The sequence below is a fragment of the Rhodoferax sp. ZS1R8 genome (assembly GCF_056521325.1).
In genome coordinates this window covers 109325-127956 of record NZ_JBWMBA010000006.1, presented here as the reverse complement: position 1 = coordinate 127956, position 18632 = coordinate 109325, and the positions used below count along the sequence as shown (strand labels likewise).

At 61.8% G+C, this 18632-nt stretch carries 16 protein-coding genes; 10 read left to right on the top strand and 6 right to left on the bottom strand.

From position 1 onward, the window contains the following. Positions 1–141: 141 nt before the first annotated feature. Complete coding sequence (locus AC097P_RS20130; RefSeq protein ID WP_479612219.1) at positions 142–921, bottom strand: CPBP family intramembrane glutamic endopeptidase; 780 nt, start codon at positions 919–921, stop codon at positions 142–144. A gap of 328 nt (positions 922–1249) precedes the next feature. Between AC097P_RS20130 and slmA the strand changes: the two genes are divergently transcribed. The 10 genes from slmA (at position 1250) to AC097P_RS20080 (ending at position 11959) form a co-directional block, all read left to right on the top strand. Next, positions 1250–1966 (top strand): nucleoid occlusion factor SlmA, encoded by a 717-nt coding sequence (slmA, locus tag AC097P_RS20125; RefSeq protein ID WP_479612218.1) that lies wholly within the window; start codon positions 1250–1252, stop codon positions 1964–1966. A gap of 109 nt (positions 1967–2075) precedes the next feature. Then, positions 2076–2783: a TetR/AcrR family transcriptional regulator gene (locus AC097P_RS20120; protein WP_479612217.1), complete on the top strand. Its 708-nt coding sequence runs from the start codon at positions 2076–2078 to the stop codon at positions 2781–2783. Between the two features lie 37 nt (positions 2784–2820). Then, on the top strand, positions 2821–4617 hold the full coding sequence (locus AC097P_RS20115) for an acyl-CoA dehydrogenase C-terminal domain-containing protein (RefSeq protein WP_479612216.1): 1797 nt from the start codon (positions 2821–2823) through the stop codon (positions 4615–4617). A gap of 59 nt (positions 4618–4676) precedes the next feature. Beyond that, positions 4677–5114: a DUF2147 domain-containing protein gene (locus AC097P_RS20110; protein WP_479612215.1), complete on the top strand. Its 438-nt coding sequence runs from the start codon at positions 4677–4679 to the stop codon at positions 5112–5114. A gap of 78 nt (positions 5115–5192) precedes the next feature. Beyond that, positions 5193–7592 carry a 3-hydroxyacyl-CoA dehydrogenase/enoyl-CoA hydratase family protein gene (locus AC097P_RS20105; RefSeq protein ID WP_479612214.1) on the top strand — a complete coding sequence of 800 codons (2400 nt, stop codon included), beginning with the start codon at positions 5193–5195 and terminating at the stop codon, positions 7590–7592. Position 7593: 1 nt separating this feature from the next. Continuing rightward, on the top strand, positions 7594–8130 hold the full coding sequence (locus tag AC097P_RS20100) for a DUF4442 domain-containing protein (protein ID WP_479612213.1): 537 nt from the start codon (positions 7594–7596) through the stop codon (positions 8128–8130). 9 nt (positions 8131–8139) lie between these two features. Beyond that, positions 8140–9333, top strand: a complete 1194-nt coding sequence (locus AC097P_RS20095; protein ID WP_479612212.1) for an acetyl-CoA C-acyltransferase — start codon at positions 8140–8142, stop codon at positions 9331–9333. A gap of 51 nt (positions 9334–9384) precedes the next feature. Beyond that, positions 9385–10203, top strand: coding sequence for an acyl-CoA thioesterase (locus AC097P_RS20090; protein ID WP_479612211.1), 819 nt, complete (start codon positions 9385–9387; stop codon positions 10201–10203). 34 nt (positions 10204–10237) lie between these two features. Further along, positions 10238–11005 (top strand): enoyl-CoA hydratase, encoded by a 768-nt coding sequence (locus AC097P_RS20085; protein ID WP_479612210.1) that lies wholly within the window; start codon positions 10238–10240, stop codon positions 11003–11005. 99 nt (positions 11006–11104) lie between these two features. Then, complete coding sequence (locus tag AC097P_RS20080; RefSeq protein ID WP_479612209.1) at positions 11105–11959, top strand: SDR family oxidoreductase; 855 nt, start codon at positions 11105–11107, stop codon at positions 11957–11959. A 6-nt stretch (positions 11960–11965) separates the two neighbouring features. On the opposite strand, the gene AC097P_RS20075 is transcribed toward AC097P_RS20080, so the two are convergent. From AC097P_RS20075 to creC, 5 genes are all read right to left on the bottom strand, one after another. Continuing rightward, a complete protein-coding gene (locus tag AC097P_RS20075) occupies positions 11966–13324 on the bottom strand; it encodes a biosynthetic peptidoglycan transglycosylase (RefSeq protein ID WP_479612208.1) in 1359 nt (452 codons plus the stop codon). Then, positions 13321–13887, bottom strand: coding sequence for a hypothetical protein (locus AC097P_RS20070; RefSeq protein WP_479612207.1), 567 nt, complete (start codon positions 13885–13887; stop codon positions 13321–13323). Before AC097P_RS20070 ends, AC097P_RS20075 begins: the two co-directional genes overlap by 4 nt. A 13-nt stretch (positions 13888–13900) precedes the next feature. After that, positions 13901–14830: an exosortase Q gene (xrtQ, locus tag AC097P_RS20065; protein WP_479612206.1), complete on the bottom strand. Its 930-nt coding sequence runs from the start codon at positions 14828–14830 to the stop codon at positions 13901–13903. Positions 14831–14832: 2 nt separating this feature from the next. Then, the gene (locus AC097P_RS20060; protein ID WP_479612205.1) at positions 14833–16914 is read right to left on the bottom strand and encodes a VIT and vWA domain-containing protein; all 2082 of its coding nucleotides are present in this window, start codon (positions 16912–16914) and stop codon (positions 14833–14835) included. 136 nt (positions 16915–17050) lie between these two features. Beyond that, positions 17051–18550, bottom strand: coding sequence for a two-component system sensor histidine kinase CreC (gene creC, locus AC097P_RS20055; protein ID WP_479612204.1), 1500 nt, complete (start codon positions 18548–18550; stop codon positions 17051–17053). Positions 18551–18632: the final 82 nt, after the last annotated feature.

Here is an 18632-nt window from a genome sequence, read left to right as displayed (position 1 = left end):
GGATGGTTCGCTCCAATCAAACCGTCCTTCTGCGCAATCCAGAGTTTTCTTAACTTAGAAACTCTGGAGAATATGCTACAGATAGTGCGTTCAAAGAAATCTCACTCGCCCGCCCCTCGTATCAAATGTTCAATGCGGTAGTCATGTCTGCAATTTAATTCGCCTATCGAGTGCATATATCGCAGCGGAAATTACCGCGAGAGCGGTCGAAGCCAAGAGATAGGAGGCCAGATGGGTAAGAGACAGGAGTTGCTCCAATATTTGGATGCAGAATGTATCGAGCGATAGTAAGGCGCCATTCAGGCTTGCATGTACTAAAAAGGAAGCCAAAAGCGAGCCCGTTCCGTAATATACGTAGCAAAAAATCATAGCTGCCAGCACAGCACCGCCAAAGCCAACCGTTGAAAAACGGGAATGCATCAAGGAAAAGAAAAATCCCAAAACAAGAAACACTCTAAAGGGGGATGATTTCGGATTCCCACGGAAATAAAAAGTAGGAAGGAGCTTTACAAATAGTACGGTCTCAACCGCCGGGGATAAAACACAACTTCTAATGATTTGCAAATAATTTAGACCCTTTCCGCTACACATTTTTCTAATATCGAGCGTACCGACTTTATCAGCCATGATCCCGACGGTTTCGAGAAAAACTAGAGAAGTAATAATGCATAAAAAAACACCAAACCAACCAATCGAGGGGGCCTTGAAGTCACTATAAGTAAATGGTGTGTTGGCATATTTGACTAGAAACAATGAACATAATAGTAAAGCGACCGTGCTAATGCACTTGACTACTGTTTCTGGGAAATCCAATCTTGAAACCAGAAAAGCGTCCGCCACGAACGAGAATATATAGAGTATTGCTATTAGAAATATAAGTTTGATCAAAGCTATTTCTACAATTTCAGTATTTGGATTCATCATTAAAATTTGTTGGTATTGTCATCAGCAGCAACGTGTTTCTCTGTGCCTGCTACACATTAAATAAATCTTACTGAGAGCCACTGTATTCTCATGTGGTGCGTTTTACGTCGGCTTCTTTGAAGTCAGTTCTCAAGTGGCCCAAAAAATCTGCACCATTGACTCGATCAATTTCACTTTACTCAACAATCATCGTAGTAGTCGCTTATCCAACCGAAGCGTTCCGCGTTGATCGTTGACGGACTCTGCAACGAACTGAGAGTTTTACTTAGGCAAAACCCTCACCACCCCTATGCGAGAATGATTTATCACTATCGCTTTGCGCACCATGCCAGACGCACTTACCCAGTCCCATGAGCCGCCAGACGACCATGCCCAGCCCGGGGTGGAATCCAATGCGCAGGCGGCCACGATCACCACCGGCACGACGACAACGCCGACACGCAAGCGCCCCAAACCGGGTGAACGCCGGGTGCAGATCCTGCAGGCCCTGGCCAGCATGCTGGAGCAGCCCAGCGGCGAGCGAATCACGACGGCAGCACTGGCGGCCCGGCTTGATGTCAGCGAAGCGGCGCTGTACCGCCACTTCGCCAGCAAGGCGCAGATGTTCGAAGGGCTGATCGAATTCATTGAGCAAACGGTTTTCTCGCTGGTCAACCAGATCATCGAGCGTGAGCTGGCCGCTGCTGGGGACGTTGCGGGCGATTTGGGCACGCGCCAAGCCGCCCGGGTCATTGCGATGCTGGTGCAGTTCGCCGAGAAGAACCCCGGCATGGCCCGCGTCATGGTTGGCGATGCGCTGGTGTTCGAGAACGAACGGCTGCAGCAGCGCATGAACCAATTCTTCGACAAGATAGAAGCCACGCTCAAGCAGTGCCTGCGCGACGGTGCAGCAGCGTCGGCCACGCCCACGGTGGATGCGCAGTTGAGGGCCTCGGCGCTTGTGGCATTTGTGGCAGGGCGCCTGCAGCGCTTTGTGCGCTCGGGCTACAAGCGCGCGCCCTCCGAACACCTGGACGCCACGCTGCGGGTACTGCTGGGGTAAACCCGCCTGGCGTTTAGAAAGCCGGCTCTAGACCACAAAAAATTTTCTGTCGCGGGATGTAATGCATGCAGAATAGCACGATCGTTCTATTTTGTAGTACATTGCGTCCATGTCTATCGCGTCCCTCTCCGCCAAGCTGATCCGCAAAGCCCGCCCGGCCGAAGCACGTGCCGCAACCGCCGCTGCGGCCAAATCCCCGTCCGGGCGTGCGCTGCAAAAGGGCCAGCAGACCAAACTGGCTATCGTCGATGCCGCTTTAAGCCTGGCTACGCAGATCGGCCTGGAGGGCCTGAGCATCGGCGCACTGGCCGAGGCCACCAATATGAGCAAGTCGGGCGTGTTCGCCCACTTTGGCTCACGCGAAGAACTGCAGATTTCCGTCATCCACCAATACTTTGCGCATTTCGAGCGCGATGTGTTTTTTGCCGCCATGGAGCAGCCCCGCGGCCTGCCCCGGGTCAAGGCCTTGTTTGCCAACTGGATGAAGCTGGTGGCCGAAGAGATCCAGGCCGGCTGCATTTTCATCAGTGGTGCCGTAGAGTTTGACGACCGCCCCGGCCCCGTGCGCGATGCGCTGGCCACATCCGTACAGACCTGGCTGGCGGCGATGAACCGATCTATCGTGCTGGCCAAGGCCTGCGGCGACCTGCGCGCCGATGTTGACGAAGAACAAATGGCGTTCGAGATCCACGGCCTGATCTTGGCCCTGCACTACGAAGCCCGTTTCCTGCAAAAACCTGGCTCGATAGCCCGCGCCAACCAGGGCTTTGAAAACATCCTGGCGCGCTATGGCGCCCAGGCTACTTCCACTTTTTGATTTTTTCTGAGTCACTGTTCCACAAGGAGTAATCGATATGCCTACATACAACCCCCCCCTGCGTGACATGCAGTTTGTGATGCACGAAGTGCTCAACGTGGTGGACGATTTCAAGCAAATTCCGCAGCACGCCGAGATGGATGTGGACACCATCAACGCGGTGCTGGAAGAGGGCGGCAAGTTCGCCACCGAGGTGATTTTCCCGCTTAACATTTCTGGCGACGCCGAAGGCTGCACGCTGGACACCAAGACCCACGCAGTGACCACACCCAAGGGTTTCAAGGAAGCCTACAAGACGTATATCGAAGGCGGCTGGGCAGCTTTGGGCTGCGACACCGAGTTCGGCGGCCAGGGTCTGCCGCTGGTCGTCAACAGCATGTTCTACGAAATGCTGAACAGCGCCAACCAGGCCTGGACCATGTACCCCGGCCTGACGCACGGCGCCTATGCTGCGTTGCATACGCACGGCACCGACGAGCAGAAGCAGACCTACCTGCACAAGATGACCAGCGGTGAGTGGACCGGCACCATGTGCCTGACCGAACCCCATTGCGGAACCGACCTGGGCCTGATGCGCACTAAGGCCGAGCCGCAAGCCGACGGCACCTACAAGATCACCGGCAACAAGATCTTCATCAGCGCTGGCGAACACGACATGGCCGACAACATCATCCACCTGGTGCTGGCCCGCCTGCCCGATGCGCCCCCCGGCATCAAGGGCGTCAGCCTGTTCATCGTGCCCAAGTTCAATGTGAACAAGGACGGCACACTGGGTAGCCGCAACGGCATTTACTGTGGCGGCCTTGAGCACAAGATGGGCATCAAGTCCAACGCTACCGCCCAGATCGTGCTGGAAGACGCCATCGGCACCATGGTTGGCCAGCCCAACAAAGGCATGCAAGGCATGTTTGTGATGATGAACGCTGCCCGCCTGGGCGTGGGCAACCAATCGCTGGGCCTGACCGAAGTGGCGTTCCAGAATGCACTGGCCTATGCCAAGGACCGCATCCAGATGCGTTCCCTGTCCGGCCCCAAGGCCAAGGACAAGCCCGCCGACCCCATCATCGTGCACCCAGATGTACGCAAGATGCTGCTGACTGCCAAGGCCTATGCCGAAGGCGGCCGCGCGCTGCAGGCCTTCTGTTCCATGCTGCTGGAAAAAGAGCACAACCACCCCGACGAAAAGGTGCGCCAGGAATCCGGCGAACTGCTGGCCATGCTGACCCCGATCGTCAAGGCTTTCCTCACCGACAACGGCCACATCTCCACCAATGCCTGCATGCAGGTGTTTGGCGGTCACGGTTTCATCAAGGAATGGGGCATGGAGCAGTTTGTGCGCGACAACCGCATCAACATGATTTACGAAGGCACCAACACCATCCAGTCGCTGGACCTGCTGGGCCGCAAGATTCTGGGCAACAACGGCGCCACGCTAAAGAAGTTCGGCAAGCTGGTGGGCAAGCTGGTCGAGGAAGAAGGCGTCAACGAAAAGATGGCCGAGTTCATCACGCCCATCGCCATCCTGGGTGACCAGATGACCAAGTTCACAACCGAGATCGGTTTCAAGGGTTTCCAAAACCCCGACGAAGTGGGCGCCGCCGCGGTGGACTACCTGCGCGTGGCCGGCCACCTGGTGTTTGGTTACTTCTGGGCACGCATGGCACAGGTCGCACTGCGCGAAATCGCAGCCGGCAATACCGACCCGTTCTACGGCGCCAAGCTGCAGACGGCACGCTTCTACTTTGCCAAGCTCTTCCCTGAGACTGCAACCCTGATGCGCAGCGCGCGTGCCGGCAGCAAGGTACTGATGGACACGGATCTGGCACTGGCCTGATGCACGCGGCCTTGTACCTTCGTCCGTTCGGTTCTATCCAAAATTTGGGGAGAGTTTTCATGTTCTTGCGTTCTGTTTTTGCAGTGGCGGTATGTGGTTTCAGTGTGTCGGCCATGGCGCAGATGTCGCCAGCGGGCGTGTGGCAAACCATTGATGACAAGGACGGCACCGTCAAGTCTGAAATTCGCATCGTCGAGAACGCGGGCGTGGTCTCCGGGAAGATCGACAAGATCCTCGACCCCAAGGCCAAGCCGGACGCCAAGTGCACCGAGTGCACCGACGAGCGCAAGGACCAGCCCATTCTGGGCATGGAAATCTTGCGCGGCCTGAAGAAGACCGACGGCAAGGACGTGTGGGAAGGCGGCAATATCCTCGACCCCAACAACGGAAAGGTCTACAAGGCCACCGTGACCCCCATCGAAGGCGGCAAGAAGCTGCAGATGCGGGGTTACATCGGCTTCTTCTACCGCACGCAGATCTGGAATCGCGTCAACTAATAACTTTGCGGGACAGACCGCAGCGGCAAGGCCGCAAGCTCTGTCCTCAACTGCTCAAGTCAAATGAGAGGAACTTAAATGTCCCGTTTTCAAGTCAAAAAAGTCGCCGTGCTAGGCGCTGGTGTCATGGGTGCGCAGATCGCGGCCCATCTGGTCAATGTCAAAGTACCCGTGGTGCTGTTTGATCTGCCCGCCAAGGAAGGCCCGAAGAACGGCATCGTCACCAAGGCTGTCGAAGGCCTGAAGAAGCTCAAGCCCGCACCGCTGGGCGTGGTGGAAGACGCGGTACTGATCCAGCAGGCCAACTACGAAGAGCACATGGACCTGCTCAAAGACTGTGACCTCATCATCGAGGCCATTGCCGAGCGCATGGACTGGAAGCTGGACCTGTACAAGAAGATCGCACCGTTCGTGGCACCACACGCCATCGTCGCGTCCAACACATCCGGCCTGTCGATCACCAAGCTGTCTGAGGCGTTGCCTGAAGAAATCAAGCCACGGTTCTGCGGCATCCATTTCTTCAACCCGCCGCGCTACATGGCCCTGGTGGAGTTGATCAACACCCCCACCACCCAAGCGCAGGTCCTGGACGACCTGGAAGCCTTCGTGACTAGCAACCTGGGCAAGGGCGTCGTGCATGCCAAGGATTCCCCCAACTTCATCGCCAACCGCGTCGGTATTGCCGGCATGTTGACGACGATGAAAGAGGTCGAGAACTTCGGCCTGACCTTTGACGTGGTTGACGACCTGACCGGCAAGAAGCTGGGCCGCGCATCCAGCGGCACCTTCCGCACCGCCGACGTGGTGGGGCTCGACACGATGGCCCACGTCATCAAGACGCTGCAGGACACACTGAGCATCGAGACCGATCCGTTCTACGCCAGTTTCGCCACCCCCGAAGTGTTGAAGACGCTGTTGGAAATGGGCAACCTGGGCCAGAAGACCAAGGCCGGCTTTTTCAAAAAGGTCGGCCGCGACGTGCTGCGCTTTGATCTGGCCAGCAAGGAGTACGTACCCGGTGGCGAAAAGGCCGACGAGGTCTATGGCCGCATGCTCAAGAAGCCCGCGGCTGAGCGCCTGAAGCTGTTGCGCAATGCCGAAGGCAAGCAGGGCCAGTTCCTGTGGGCCATTCTGCGCAATGCCTTTCACTACGCGGCCGTGCACTTGGCTTACATTGCCGACAACGCGCGTGACGTGGACTTTTGCATGCGCTGGGGCTTTGGCATGCAGCAAGGCCCGTTCGAGCTGTGGCAAGAAGCCGGCTGGCTGGAAGTGGCCAAGATGGTCCAGGAAGACATCGACGCCGGCAAGGCACTGTGCAAGGCACCGCTGCCCAAGTGGGTGTTTGAAGGCCCCGTCGCCGAGCGCGGTGGTGTGCACCAGCCCGAAGGTTCGTTCAACCCCACAACTGGCAAATTTGTTGCGCCGCGCAGTCTGCCTGTGTATGCCCGCCAGCACTTTCCGGAAAGTGTGCTGGGTGCGAATGCACCGTCCGCCACAACGGCTGGCAAGACCCTGCATGAGGACGAACACATCCGCCTGTGGACGCCGGATGACGAAGTAGTCATCGCCAGCATCAAGACCAAGATGCACGCTATCGGCCCCGGTGTGGTCGAAGGCCTGCTGGCAGGTCTGGACATGGCCGAGAAGGATTACAAGGGGCTTGTCGTCTGGTCGCCGGATGACATGTTCTCCGCCGGTGCCGATCTGCAGTCCATGCTGCCTGCCTTCATGATCGGCGGTGCTGCCGCCATCGACGGCGCCGAGCACGAGATGCAGCAAGCCATGCTGAAGCTGCGCTACTCCAATGTGCCGGTGGTCTCCGCCGTGCGCGGTTTGGCACTGGGTGGCGGGTGCGAGCTGGCCGTGTATTCCAGCAAGCGCGTGGCCGCCATGGAAAGCTATATCGGCCTAGTGGAAGTGGGCGTGGGCCTGGTGCCCGGTGCCGGTGGCCTGACCTATATCGCGCGCCGTGCGGCCGAGAACATGGCCCTGTCCACGTCGAAGGATTTACTGCCTTTCCTCACCGAAGGCTTCACTGGTGCCGCGATGGCCAAGGTGGGCACCAGCGCGCTGGAAAGCCGCAAGCTGGGCTACCTGCTGGACAGCGATGTCATCGTGCCGCACAAAGATGAGTTGTTGTTCGTGGCCATCAACGAGGCCAAGGCCCTCTATGCCAGCGGCTACCGCGCCCCGCACAAGCGCTTGTTCCCCGTGGCCGGTCGCAGCGGCATTGCCACCATCACGGCGCAGCTGGTCAATATGCGTGACGGTGGCTTCATCAGCGCGCATGACTTCCACATTGGCAAATTAATTGCCGAAGTGGTGTGTGGCGGTCAGGTGGATGCCGGTACCCTGGTCAGCGAGGAGTACATCATGACTCTGGAGCGCAAGGCCTTCACATCGCTGCTGACCAATGCCAAGACCCAAGAGCGCATCATGGGCATGATGTCCACCGGCAAACCGGTGCGTAACTGATATGGACAAAGCCTCTGCCACCGCTTCGACGGTGTCGGCCCGTCCTAACCGGCTGGCCCGCTCTATCCGCCAGCTGGACAAGATGCCCAGCATCGTGCGCCCCTGGGCACGCAATGCAGTGCTGCGTCGCGCGGTGCCCTTCACCGGCACAGCCAAGCTGGAGTATCTGCAACTGACACCGCAGCGCGTGGAGATTGCCGTGGCCAACCAGCGCCGCGTGCAGAACCACATCCAGGGCGTGCACGCTGCGGCGATGACGCTGCTGGCCGAGACCGCCACCGGCATGGTCGTGGGCATGAATGTGCGCGACGACTGCCTGCCACTGGCCAAGGAACTCAAGGTCGCGTTCAAGAAACGCGCGCAGGGCGCCATGCATGCCGTTGCCACGCTGACGGACGCGCAACGCGCGCTGATGCAGCAGTCCGACAAGGGCGAGGTCACGGTTGCCGTGCAGGTGACGGACGAGTCCGGCGCCGAGCCCATCGCATGTGAATTTATCTGGGCCTGGATACCGTCGGGCAAAAAGAAAGCTAGCTAAGGAAGCACCATGAAACAAGTTCAAGACGCCTACATCGTTGCTGCCACCCGCACGCCCATCGGGCGCTCGGGCCGCGGCTATTTCCGCAACACCCGTCCCGACGACCTGCTGGTGGCCGCCATCAAGAGCGCGATGCTACAGGTGCCTACGCTGGACCCCAAGGCGATTGAAGACGCCATCATCGGCTGCTCGTTCCCGGAGGGTGAGCAGGGCATGAACATGGCGCGCATCGCCGTGGGCCTGGCCTTTGACCACCCCGTGGGTGGTGTCACCGTCAACCGCTTCTGCGCATCTGGCGTGACTGCCATCCAGATGGCTGCTGACCGCATCCGCGTGGGCGAGGCCGACATCCTGATCGCCGGTGGCGCCGAGTCCATGAGCATGGTGCCCATGGGCGGCAACAAGACCTCGTTCAACCCCGCCGTGTTCGAGCGCGATGAGAACGTCGGCATTGCCTACGGTATGGGTCTGACCGCCGAGAAGGTGGCCCAGCAATGGAAAATCTCCCGCGAGATGCAGGACGCTTTCGCACTGGAGTCGCACCTGCGCGCCGTCAAGGCCCAGCAGGCCGGCGAGTTCACCAATGAGATCACGCCGTTTGACGTCATCGAGCGCTCGCCTGACCTGGCCACTGGCGAGTTGCGTACCAAGACCCGCACCGTCAGCCTCGACGAAGGCCCGCGCCCCGACACTACGCTGGAAGCCCTGGCCAAGTTGAAGCCGGTGTTTGCAGCGCGCGGCAGCGTCACCGCAGGCAACAGTTCGCAGACCAGCGATGGCGCCGGCGCGCTGATACTGGCCAGCGAAAAAGCGGTCAAGCAATTTGGCCTGACGCCGCTGGCCCGCTTTGTGAGCTTTGCTGCACGCGGCGTGCCGCCCGAGATCATGGGCATTGGCCCCATCGAGGCGATCCCCGCCGCGCTGCGCTATGCCGGCCTGCAGCACAGCGACATTGACTGGTTTGAGTTGAACGAAGCCTTTGCCGCCCAGTCGCTGGCCGTCGTCAACACGCTGGGCCTGGACCCGAAGAAGGTCAACCCCATGGGCGGCGCCATCGCGCTGGGCCACCCGCTGGGCGCAACCGGTGCTATCCGGGCCGCGACAGTGGTTCACGCCCTGCGCCGACACAATCTGAAGTACGGCATGGTGACCATGTGCGTGGGCACCGGCCAAGGGGCAGCCGGCATCTTTGAACGCGTCTGATCGCAACGAACAAAGGCCACCTGCGGGTGGCCTTTTGCATGGGAGAAATTTTTGACGACGACAACACCACAGCATGCTTTTGACGCGGCGGTAGCGCTGGCACAGCAAGCGGACGGCACATTCGCCGGCCACACTAGTCCGGCCTATGCCAATATGGTTGGCCCCTTTGGCGGCATCAGCGCTGCCCAGGTCATGAACGCGGTGCTGCTGCACCCGCAGCTACTCGGCGAGCCGGTGGCACTGACGATCAACTACGCGGCCGCACTGGCCGATGGCCCCTTCACCATAGCCGCCAGCCCGGCACGCACCAACCGCTCCACGCAGCACTGGGTGATCTCCGTGCAGCAAAACGGCGAGACGGTGCTGACTGCGACTGCCTTCACCGCCGTGCGCCGCGACACCTGGAGCCTGGACGAGCAGACCTTGCCCGCCGTACCTGCGCCCGCCGATGTGCCGCTGGCCGCCAACGGCATACCCATGGCCTGGGTGCAGAACTACGAAATGCGGCCTATCGCCGGCGGCATGCCGCAGGTGTGGGATGGCAGTGGCGACAGCAGCCTGACGCAGCAGTGGGTGCGTGACGCGCCGCCGCGCCCGCTGGATTTCGCGTCGCTGACGGCGCTGGCCGACATCTTCTTCCCCCGCCTCTACGTGCGCCGCGCCACCGCGGTGCCGGTGGGCACGGTGACAATGACGGTGTACTTCCACGCCGACACCGCGCAACTGCAGGCCACCGGCAGCGGTTACCTGCTGGCCCAGGCCAAAGCCCAGGCCTTTCGCAACGGCTACTTTGACCACACGGCGCAGCTATGGAATGAAGCCGGTGTCCTGCTGGTGACGACGCAGCAGGTCGCGTACTACAAACACTGATATTGTCAAAAGAACCCATCAGGAGACAGACCCCATGCAGGACCTATTGACCCACATTGCCGACGGCGTGATGACCTTGACCATCAACCGCCCGGACAAGAAGAATTCGTTCACTCAGGCCATGTACGGCGCCATGGCCGATGCGCTGGAGCAGGCCAAGAACGACGCCGCCATCCGCGTCACTGTCATCCAGGGTGATGTGACCGTGTTCAGCGCGGGCAACGACATCAGCGACTTTCTGCAACGCAAGCCGATGCCGCAGGACGAAGCGCCGGTGTTCAAGTTCCTGCGCGGCATCGTGACCCACCCCAAGCCCATCGTCGCCGCGGTCTGTGGCCCGGCCGTGGGGATTGGCACCACACTACTGTTCCACTGCGACCTGGTCTACGCTGGCGACAACGCCGCCTTCTCGATGCCCTTCGTCAACCTGGGCCTGTGCCCCGAGGCCGGTTCCAGTTTGCTTGTGCCGCAGATGATGGGCTACCACCGCGCGGCCGAGGCCCTGCTGCTGGGCGAGCCCTTCATGGCCGAGGCCGCGCTCGAGGTCGGCTTGGTCAACCGCATCGTGCCGCCTACCGAGGCCAATGGTATTGTGCAGACGCTGGCACGCAAGCTCGCTGCCAAACCGCTGGCATCGCTGATCGAAACCAAGCGCCTGATGAAGAAGGGGCACATGGACCAAGTACTGGCACAGATCGCAGAAGAGGGTGATAGTTTTGCCCGCCTGTTGCAGGAGCCCGCCGCCAAGGAAGCCTTCACCGCCTTCCTGGAGAAGCGCCAGCCGGATTTCTCCAATGTCTGAGAGGTAAAACTTGAAAACGGCCTGCAGCCCCCGTGCAGAGCGCGTAAGCAGCTATAAAAACGGTAGCAATATTTTGACTGCCAACCAGGAGACAAACCGATGAACGCCAGTACCACACCCGGACCCCACACCCTGCAGGGCAAGACCCTGTTCATCACCGGCGCATCGCGCGGCATTGGCCTGGCCATTGCCAAGCGCGCGGCACGCGATGGCGCCAACATCGTGATCCTGGCCAAGACCACCGACCCCAATCCCAAGCTGCCGGGCACCATCTACAGCGCCGCCGCGGAGATTGAAGCCGCCGGTGGCAAGGCGCTGCCACTGGCGGTGGACATACGCGACGACGACGCGGTGTTTGCCGCCGCGGCCAAGGCTGTAGAAACCTTTGGTGGCATTGATATCCTGGTCAACAACGCCAGTGCCATCAGCATGACCAACACCGAAGCGACGCCGATGAAACGCTTCGATTTGATGAATGGCATCAATGCGCGGGGCACCTATTTGTGCACGGCGACCTGCTTGCCGGAGCTGAAGAAATCTGCCGCCGCGGGGCGCAAGCCCCAGGTGCTGACGATGTCACCACCCCTCTCCATGCAGCCGCACTGGTTTGCACCGCACACGGCCTACAGCATGGCCAAGTACGGCATGAGTATGTGCACGCTGGGCCATGCCGGTGAGTTCAAGAAACTGGGCATCGCTGTCAACAGCTTGTGGCCCCGCACGGCCATCGCTACGGCCGCGATGCAGATGATTCCCGGCGTGGACATTGCGCTGTGCCGCACGCCCGAGATCATGGCGGACGCCGCCTACAGCGTGTTGACCCACAGCACGTTTGAGACCGGCAACTTCTACATCGACGACGCGGTGCTGGCCGCGCATGGCATCACCGATCTGGATGGCTATGCAGTGACGCCGGGCAACAAGAACTTTTTGCCGGATTTCTTTGTCGACTAAACACCTCTAACGTTGCATGGTGCAGGGCTGCACGTTGCCGTGCCTGGTGCAGCCTGCGGCCCGCGAGCCACTTGCCAACCGCATTTCACCAGCCACCCACTGCGCCCGCGCTTCGTTGATGCGGCCACTTTCGGCCCAGCGGCGCGCTTCCCGTGCCGGGTTGTGCAGCATGGCTGCCAGCCAAGCCGCTTCGTCCACCGTGAGCTGGTCGGCGCGTTTACCGAAGTAGGTGTGGGCAGCGGCCTGGGTACCGCAAACGGTTGCGCCCCATGGAGCGTTGTCCAGGTATAGGCGCAGGATGCGCGCCTTGCCCAGCGTCTGTTCCATCTCCACCGCATACAGCAGTTCGCGCAGCTTGCGCACCGGTGCGCGTTCGCCGCCGGTCACCAACAGCTTGGCCACTTGCTGCGACAGCGTGCTGGCGCCGCGCAGGCTGGTGGATGGCGCACCACCGACGGCGAGGACATTGCGCTGGTTGTTGCTGCGCAGCGCATGCGCAATCTCCACGATGTCGTAACCCGTGTGTTCAAAAAAGCGCTGGTCTTCTGCCGCAATCACCGCGCGGGCCAGCAGGCTGTTGGCACCCAGCGCCACCTTCTGCGCGCGGGGCGGCAGCCCCTTGCTGCAGGCGCTTTGCGCGTTAGTCCACAGGTCAGTGCCCAGACCCTGCACAGCCATGCCGACCAGCTGGGGCTGCACCGTTAACGCGCGGGACGGCAGACTCAGTGTGGCGCGCAGCGCGAACGTGCCGTCGATCTGTGCCCTAGCCAGTTCGGGGATGGCATTGGCAAACAGCGCATAGCCGTCGCGCACCGGCGTGGCAGGCAGGTCCATGTCCAGCACCAGACTGGTATGCGTCAGCTGGCCATACCATGTGGCCGACACGGCGCCGGCCGCAACCGTGCCTTGCAATTGCATGCCGCTACGGCGCACAGTCACATCCACGGCGGGCAAGCGCAGTGCAGCACTTCCCCAACTGGCGTTGTGCAGGCTGCAGGGCTGGCAGTGCAGCGTCACCGCCTGGGTGCTTGCATCCCAGCCCAGCCGCACCGGCCCCGCGGGGGAGGGCAGCGTGTGGCCCGCCAGGCGCTGCGCCACCCATGGCGTGGTGCCCAGCCACAACAGAGACGCGACGCCCACTTCGACTGGCACAGGTCCCAGGTGTACCGTGGTGGCCCAGGCGCCGGGTGCCGGGCGAATGGCTGCGCGGGCCACAAAGAACAGCAGGAGGGCGGCGCACAGCAGGCTGAACGTGGCCACGCCTACCCCATAGGCTAGGCGGTAGGCCAGGCGGTAGGCCACTCGGTACAGGGCGCGGACCTTGGACAGCAACACGGCATGCAAGGACAACAAGGATCGGTTCATAGCGGTGTTGCAACGGTTATGGCCCTCCACGGGCCGTGTGATTGGCCGGCGATGGATGCCCAGTACCAGGACGAGGTATCGGTAAAGCCCTGGCCGTCGGCATCTTCTATGCGTTCGCAGACGCGCACGCTTCGCCCATTGCGCTGGGCGACAAAGCAGCGCCACCGGTCGCTACTATTGGAGTGGACTTCCAGTTGCTCGCTGTGGATGCGGTAGCCCAGGCCGCGGTAGCAGTCCGTTGCCGGGTGCAGCATGCGGGTGGGCTTGTTGACGGTGCGCAGCACCAGCGTGTGCGTGTCGTCGGTCATACGTGCCACGGTGCCCGGAAAGTGTTGGGCAAAGCGCAGTTCCACGTCGCTGAGCGCCAGCGGGCGCAGCGCAGCGCCCTGCCACTGGCTGGGCAGCTCGCTGGCCTGGGAGGATGTAGCGCGGGTTGCAGGCGCGCCGCGGTCGGTATCTATGGTGACCTGCACCACGCCCGCCAGCGCGCACAGCGGTAGCACGGCAGCCCACAAGGTCTTGTGCAGTACGCGGTTCAGAAAGCGGTTGGCCAGAATGTCCATAGTCACCTCGTGTTCAGCGATCGGTACGGGGCTTCAATGCCATCGCCCATGCAATGCCGGCGCAGACCACGGCCAGTACCACCAGGCCAACGGCTTCGTGCCCCCAGCCAGGCAGCGCATGGCCGCCGGCCTGACACGCGACCAGCACCGTGTTGCGCACCACATTGCCAAGTAGGACCAGCACACTCACCACCGGTAGACGCAGCAGAAAGCTGCGGTTGTTGCGGCCCACCACCAGCGCCACAGCGCACGCCGTGAAGTAGCCCAGCCAGGCCATCTGCACGCCCGAGCACGGTGCGTCGACGATGACCAGTTGCCCATCGACGACCAGGCTGCTGCCACTGCGCTCCACGGTGTGGGCCAGGGATAGCAACCAACTGCTGGCCTCGGCGGTGACCACGCGCAGTGGAAAGCCCGCGTAAAACTGCAGCGATGCCAGCAGCGGCAAGGACAGCACCGACAAACCCAGCACCGGCGCCGTTGCCACCTGTGCCGGCAGGAAAGCCAGCAGACCCGCGGCCAATGACAACAAGCCCACCAGCCCGACCAGCAGATCCGGCAATTGTGTGTGCAGGGCTGTGGTCAATACTGCACCAGCCAACGCCGCCACCTGCAGGCCCAGCCGCGGTGCGGCCCGCAAGCGCAGGCGGTGTTGCCACAGCAGGGCAGCCAGTGCGGCAAGCGCCAGCACACCCAGCGGATCGTCCGAGCCATCGACCATGCGCTGGCCCATCCACCACCACGTAGGCCACAGCGCCACCACCAGCAGCGACAGCCAGCGCCATTCGGAGGCCGTGTCGATGGCGATGCCAAAGCGCACGAACTGCGGGTTGTGCAACAGGCGGGGGAGGTGCGACCCGACTGCCGCCGGGCCGCCCCAAGGCAGGCGACGCCCCCATGGGGGGCAGCGCAGCAAACGAAGTGACAAGCGTGGGGGTTTCATATTTAGCTTGTGAAATGGTGGGCACGTGCGCGGCGGCGGCGTGTGGTCAGCATGGCCAGTACCGATAGCGTCACCAGCATCGCACCCAAGGTGGCCGGCTCGGGTGTGCTGGGCACCTCAGCGCCCAGCGCCGTGTTCTCCACACCCTGTGGCAACGGCGAAGGCTGGTTGACGCTGGCACTGTCTTGTGGCGCCAGGTTGCGCACCGCCTGGTCCACCGCCAGGAAGCTGGTGTACTGCGTCAACAGGCTGTACTTCAGGCCCAATTCGGTGATGGCCTTGCTGTAGGCATCACCACCCACCAACGATTCCTGGTCGCTCAGCGACGCGATGCGGTGGCGGGCCCACAGGTGACGCAGCGCGGCGGTGTCAGAGCCCGGGTTGGCGCTGATGTCCATGGCTTGCTGGATGGGGCCGCTGGCGGAGTTGCCTTCCAGAATGAGCCTGCCCTTAGGCTCGCCACGCCATTTTCCAAACACGATGACCGGGCGTTGCGCCAGCAGGTCGGGCAGGTTGCGCGGCTCCACGTCGTAGACGTCCAGGCCTTCGACGCGCAGCTTCACATTGGTCAAAACGGGGGATTCGATCATGGTCTTGAAGCGGGCCGCTTGTTCGGCAGCCTCTGCGGGTTTGGTGATGATGAAAGGCTCGCCCATGCCGGCACGGGCCAAGCCCTCCATCAGGTGGCGGTTGACGCTGGAGCCAATGCCGAACGAAAACACATTGGCCTTGGACAGGTTGTTGCGCACCAGCTCAAAGGCTTCGCGCTCCACCGTCACATAACCATCGGTCACGACGACCACAGTGCGGGACACGTCGGCGGCCTTGGGTTCGGCATAGACGCGCTTCAGGGCCGGTATCAGCTCCGTGCTGCCGCCGCCACCCATTTGTTCAATGGTGCGCACGGCCTGGTCGATGTTGGCCTTGGTCGCCGGTACCGAGTGTTCGTTCAGGAAGCGGTTGCTGCCCGAGAACAGCAGCACGTTGAAGGTGTCGCTGGGCCGCAGGTTTCCAATCAACTCCCGCAGCAGCGCCTTGCCAGTCTCCAATGGGAAGCCGTGCATGGAGCCCGAGATGTCGACGACGAATATGTAATCGCGGGGCGTGATGGCGCTGGCTGGCGGGGCTTTGGGCGGCTCCACCATGGCGAGGAAGAAATTCTCGTCCTGGCCCTTGTAGAGCATGACGCCGCTTTCAATCTTGTCGCCGGCCAGGCGGTAGTCCAGGATGAAGTCACGGTTGTTGTGCGGCTCCACGTTCGGGTTCAGGCTGACGACAGTGGCGCCGCCCTGCTCGGTGGCGCTGCGGACGTCGTGCGAGCTGGAGCGCACTTCCTTCAGGCCGATGGGCGTGTTCAGCGTCACATGGATGTCAAACGCTGCACCGGTATGTTGGCCCTTGGGCATGATGGGTTGTGCGACCCAGGTGGCATTGGCTTGGCTGCTCTGGGGACTGTTGTAGCGCGGGCCCACCACGGTGGGAAACACAAACTGGTAGTTGCCGTTGGTCGGCACCAGCAGCTCGGTGTAGCGCAGCTCCACCTTAACGTCGTCGCCGGGCAGGATGTTGGCCACATTCATCTGGAACACATTGGGCAGGTGTTGCTCCAACAGTGCGGCGGTCTTGCCGGCTTGTTTGGCAGCGTCATATTCCACGCGGGCCTGTTGCTTCTCCTTGATCTTGGCGGTGATCAGCCGGTCGGCCAGGCGCACGTTCATGCCATGCACGGCCGCGCGGGTGGAGCCGGGGAATACGTACTTGGCTTCGATGGCGCGCTGGCCTTCGTTCTTGTAGGTTTGCACCACCGTCACGTCGGCAATGACGCCGCTGACACGCACATCCACCTGGGTGGATTTGAGCGGCAACTGGTCTACGCCGGGGTTGTCGCTTTTGACAAAGAAGTAGGGGCTTTCGGTTTTGAGGCGAGGGGCTGCGTCGCGGTCTTGTGCCTGTGCAGGGCTGCTGACCAAGATGACAAAGCAGGCGGCTGACAGCGCGGTGGTGGCCAGCCACAGCCAGCGGGACATGCGAACGGGACGGGGGGAGGGGTGGTGTGCGGTAAACGCTGGGGCTGCGGTGGCCATGGTGGGGTGATCTCCAAACGGTGTGCAACGGTGCACGGTGGAGAGAGCATCCCGCGGCTGCGAGAAATCAGTTTGAAGGCTGTGGCGACCTGTGTGAAGTCTGTGTGAAAAAAGTGGGTGGGCTGCGCACCCGCGTTTAGGGCGTACGGGTCTTGGCGCTACGCGGCAACCACAGCGTGGCAATCGCACCTGAGGTTTCTGCCATGGCACCGGCACCACCCCGGTCGGTACGGTTGCTCAGCGCAATACGCCCACGGTGCAGCGCCGCTATTTCTTTGACAAAGCTCAGCCCCAGCCCCGTACTTTTTTTGCGGGAATGCGGTCGGGTCAGCGAGTAGAACTTCTCGAACACCTTGTCCTGCGCATAGTCGGGTATGCCAGGTCCCTGGTCGCTGACCGTGACGCAGACCCAGCGCCCATCCAAGTGCAGACCCAGCTCTACCAGTCCACCGTCTGGCGAAAAATCCAGCGCGTTGTCCAGCAGGTTGCTGACGGCGCGGCGCAGCAAAAAGGGGTCGGCCTCTACCGCCGCATCCACATCGGCCGCCACCGTGATGCGGATGCGCCGCTGCGCCGCGACGCCGTGCGATGCATGGGCCAGTTCTTCGAGCAGGGGCAACAGCGCGATGGGCTGCACGGTGTCCAGCACGCGGCGGGTTTCCAGTGCGGTGAGCTCCATCATGCGGTCCACCATCTCCTGGATGCGCTGCGTCTCGCGCTGGATATTGCCGAGGAAACGCTGGCGTTGCGCCTCTTCCATCGGCTCCTGCAGCAGCTCAGCCGCACCGCGTATGGCAGACAACGGGCTTTTGACCTCGTGCGTCAGGGTCTGCACGTAGTCGGCCACATAGTTGCGCCCCGCAAGGGCGTCGCGCATCTCGTCATAAGCTGCCCGCAGCAGCTCCCAGGCCCGGCGGATCAGGCGCCACGGGTGGAAGCCCTTCTGCGCCTGCACATAGCGCGCGTAGTCGGCAATCAGGCCAAAGGGGCGCACCAGCCACACCGATACGGTGACGGCCAGCACCAGCACGGCCACGACCGACAGCATGCCGGCATACAGCGTGCGGCTGCGCGCCGCGGCGACAAACTGGCCAAAGGTCTGCACAGGCTTGCCCACGGTCACCACGCCGATGATTTCGCCGCTGCCCGAGCCCTGCGTATTGGTGTTCCAGTACACCGGTGCGGCCATGTACATCACGGCGGAGCGCGGATCGTTGGGATTGTCCAGTGAGGTGCGGGCACCGTATTCGCCCTTCAGTGTCATGCGCACATCGCGCCACTGGGAGAAATCCTTGCCCAGCGACTGCCCGGTGGAGTCAAACACCACGGTGCCGCTGCGGTCAGTGACATAGGTGCGCAGTTCCACGCGGGTCTTGCGGATGTCGAAGATCTGCGCCTCGAACTGGCGGGCGTAGACGGACTTGAACAGCGCCTCCAGCCGAGCGGTGTCCAGCGCACCGCCGCGCACGTCCTGCTCCACCAGTGAAGCCAGCAACTGCGAGGTTTCGACCAGCGACTCTTCGGCGGATTCGCGGTAGCGCGGGTCCAGGTCGGACACCACGTGGTACAGCACGGCGGCCAGGCCCACCGCGTAGATGAACAGGATGCCGAGAAAAATGCGCGTACGTTTAGACAAAGGGCCCCCACGCTGCGCCGCTGCCCCTCCAGAGGGCTGAACAAGCTTGGGGCGGCCCTGCGCTGCGTTCGGTGGTCCCACC

What these genes read in the sequence shown, in the direction of transcription:
- AC097P_RS20130 (WP_479612219.1), bottom strand. Translation starts at nt 921, where the DNA reads ATGAATCCAAATACTGAAATTGTAGAAATAGCTTTGATCAAACTTATA.
- slmA (WP_479612218.1), top strand. Translation starts at nt 1,250, where the DNA reads ATGCCAGACGCACTTACCCAGTCCCATGAGCCGCCAGACGACCATGCC.
- AC097P_RS20120 (WP_479612217.1), top strand. Translation starts at nt 2,076, where the DNA reads ATGTCTATCGCGTCCCTCTCCGCCAAGCTGATCCGCAAAGCCCGCCCG.
- AC097P_RS20115 (WP_479612216.1), top strand. Translation starts at nt 2,821, where the DNA reads ATGCCTACATACAACCCCCCCCTGCGTGACATGCAGTTTGTGATGCAC.
- AC097P_RS20110 (WP_479612215.1), top strand. Translation starts at nt 4,677, where the DNA reads ATGTTCTTGCGTTCTGTTTTTGCAGTGGCGGTATGTGGTTTCAGTGTG.
- AC097P_RS20105 (WP_479612214.1), top strand. Translation starts at nt 5,193, where the DNA reads ATGTCCCGTTTTCAAGTCAAAAAAGTCGCCGTGCTAGGCGCTGGTGTC.
- AC097P_RS20100 (WP_479612213.1), top strand. Translation starts at nt 7,594, where the DNA reads ATGGACAAAGCCTCTGCCACCGCTTCGACGGTGTCGGCCCGTCCTAAC.
- AC097P_RS20095 (WP_479612212.1), top strand. Translation starts at nt 8,140, where the DNA reads ATGAAACAAGTTCAAGACGCCTACATCGTTGCTGCCACCCGCACGCCC.
- AC097P_RS20085 (WP_479612210.1), top strand. Translation starts at nt 10,238, where the DNA reads ATGCAGGACCTATTGACCCACATTGCCGACGGCGTGATGACCTTGACC.
- AC097P_RS20080 (WP_479612209.1), top strand. Translation starts at nt 11,105, where the DNA reads ATGAACGCCAGTACCACACCCGGACCCCACACCCTGCAGGGCAAGACC.
- AC097P_RS20075 (WP_479612208.1), bottom strand. Translation starts at nt 13,324, where the DNA reads ATGAACCGATCCTTGTTGTCCTTGCATGCCGTGTTGCTGTCCAAGGTC.
- AC097P_RS20070 (WP_479612207.1), bottom strand. Translation starts at nt 13,887, where the DNA reads ATGGACATTCTGGCCAACCGCTTTCTGAACCGCGTACTGCACAAGACC.
- xrtQ (WP_479612206.1), bottom strand. Translation starts at nt 14,830, where the DNA reads ATGAAACCCCCACGCTTGTCACTTCGTTTGCTGCGCTGCCCCCCATGG.
- AC097P_RS20060 (WP_479612205.1), bottom strand. Translation starts at nt 16,914, where the DNA reads ATGGCCACCGCAGCCCCAGCGTTTACCGCACACCACCCCTCCCCCCGT.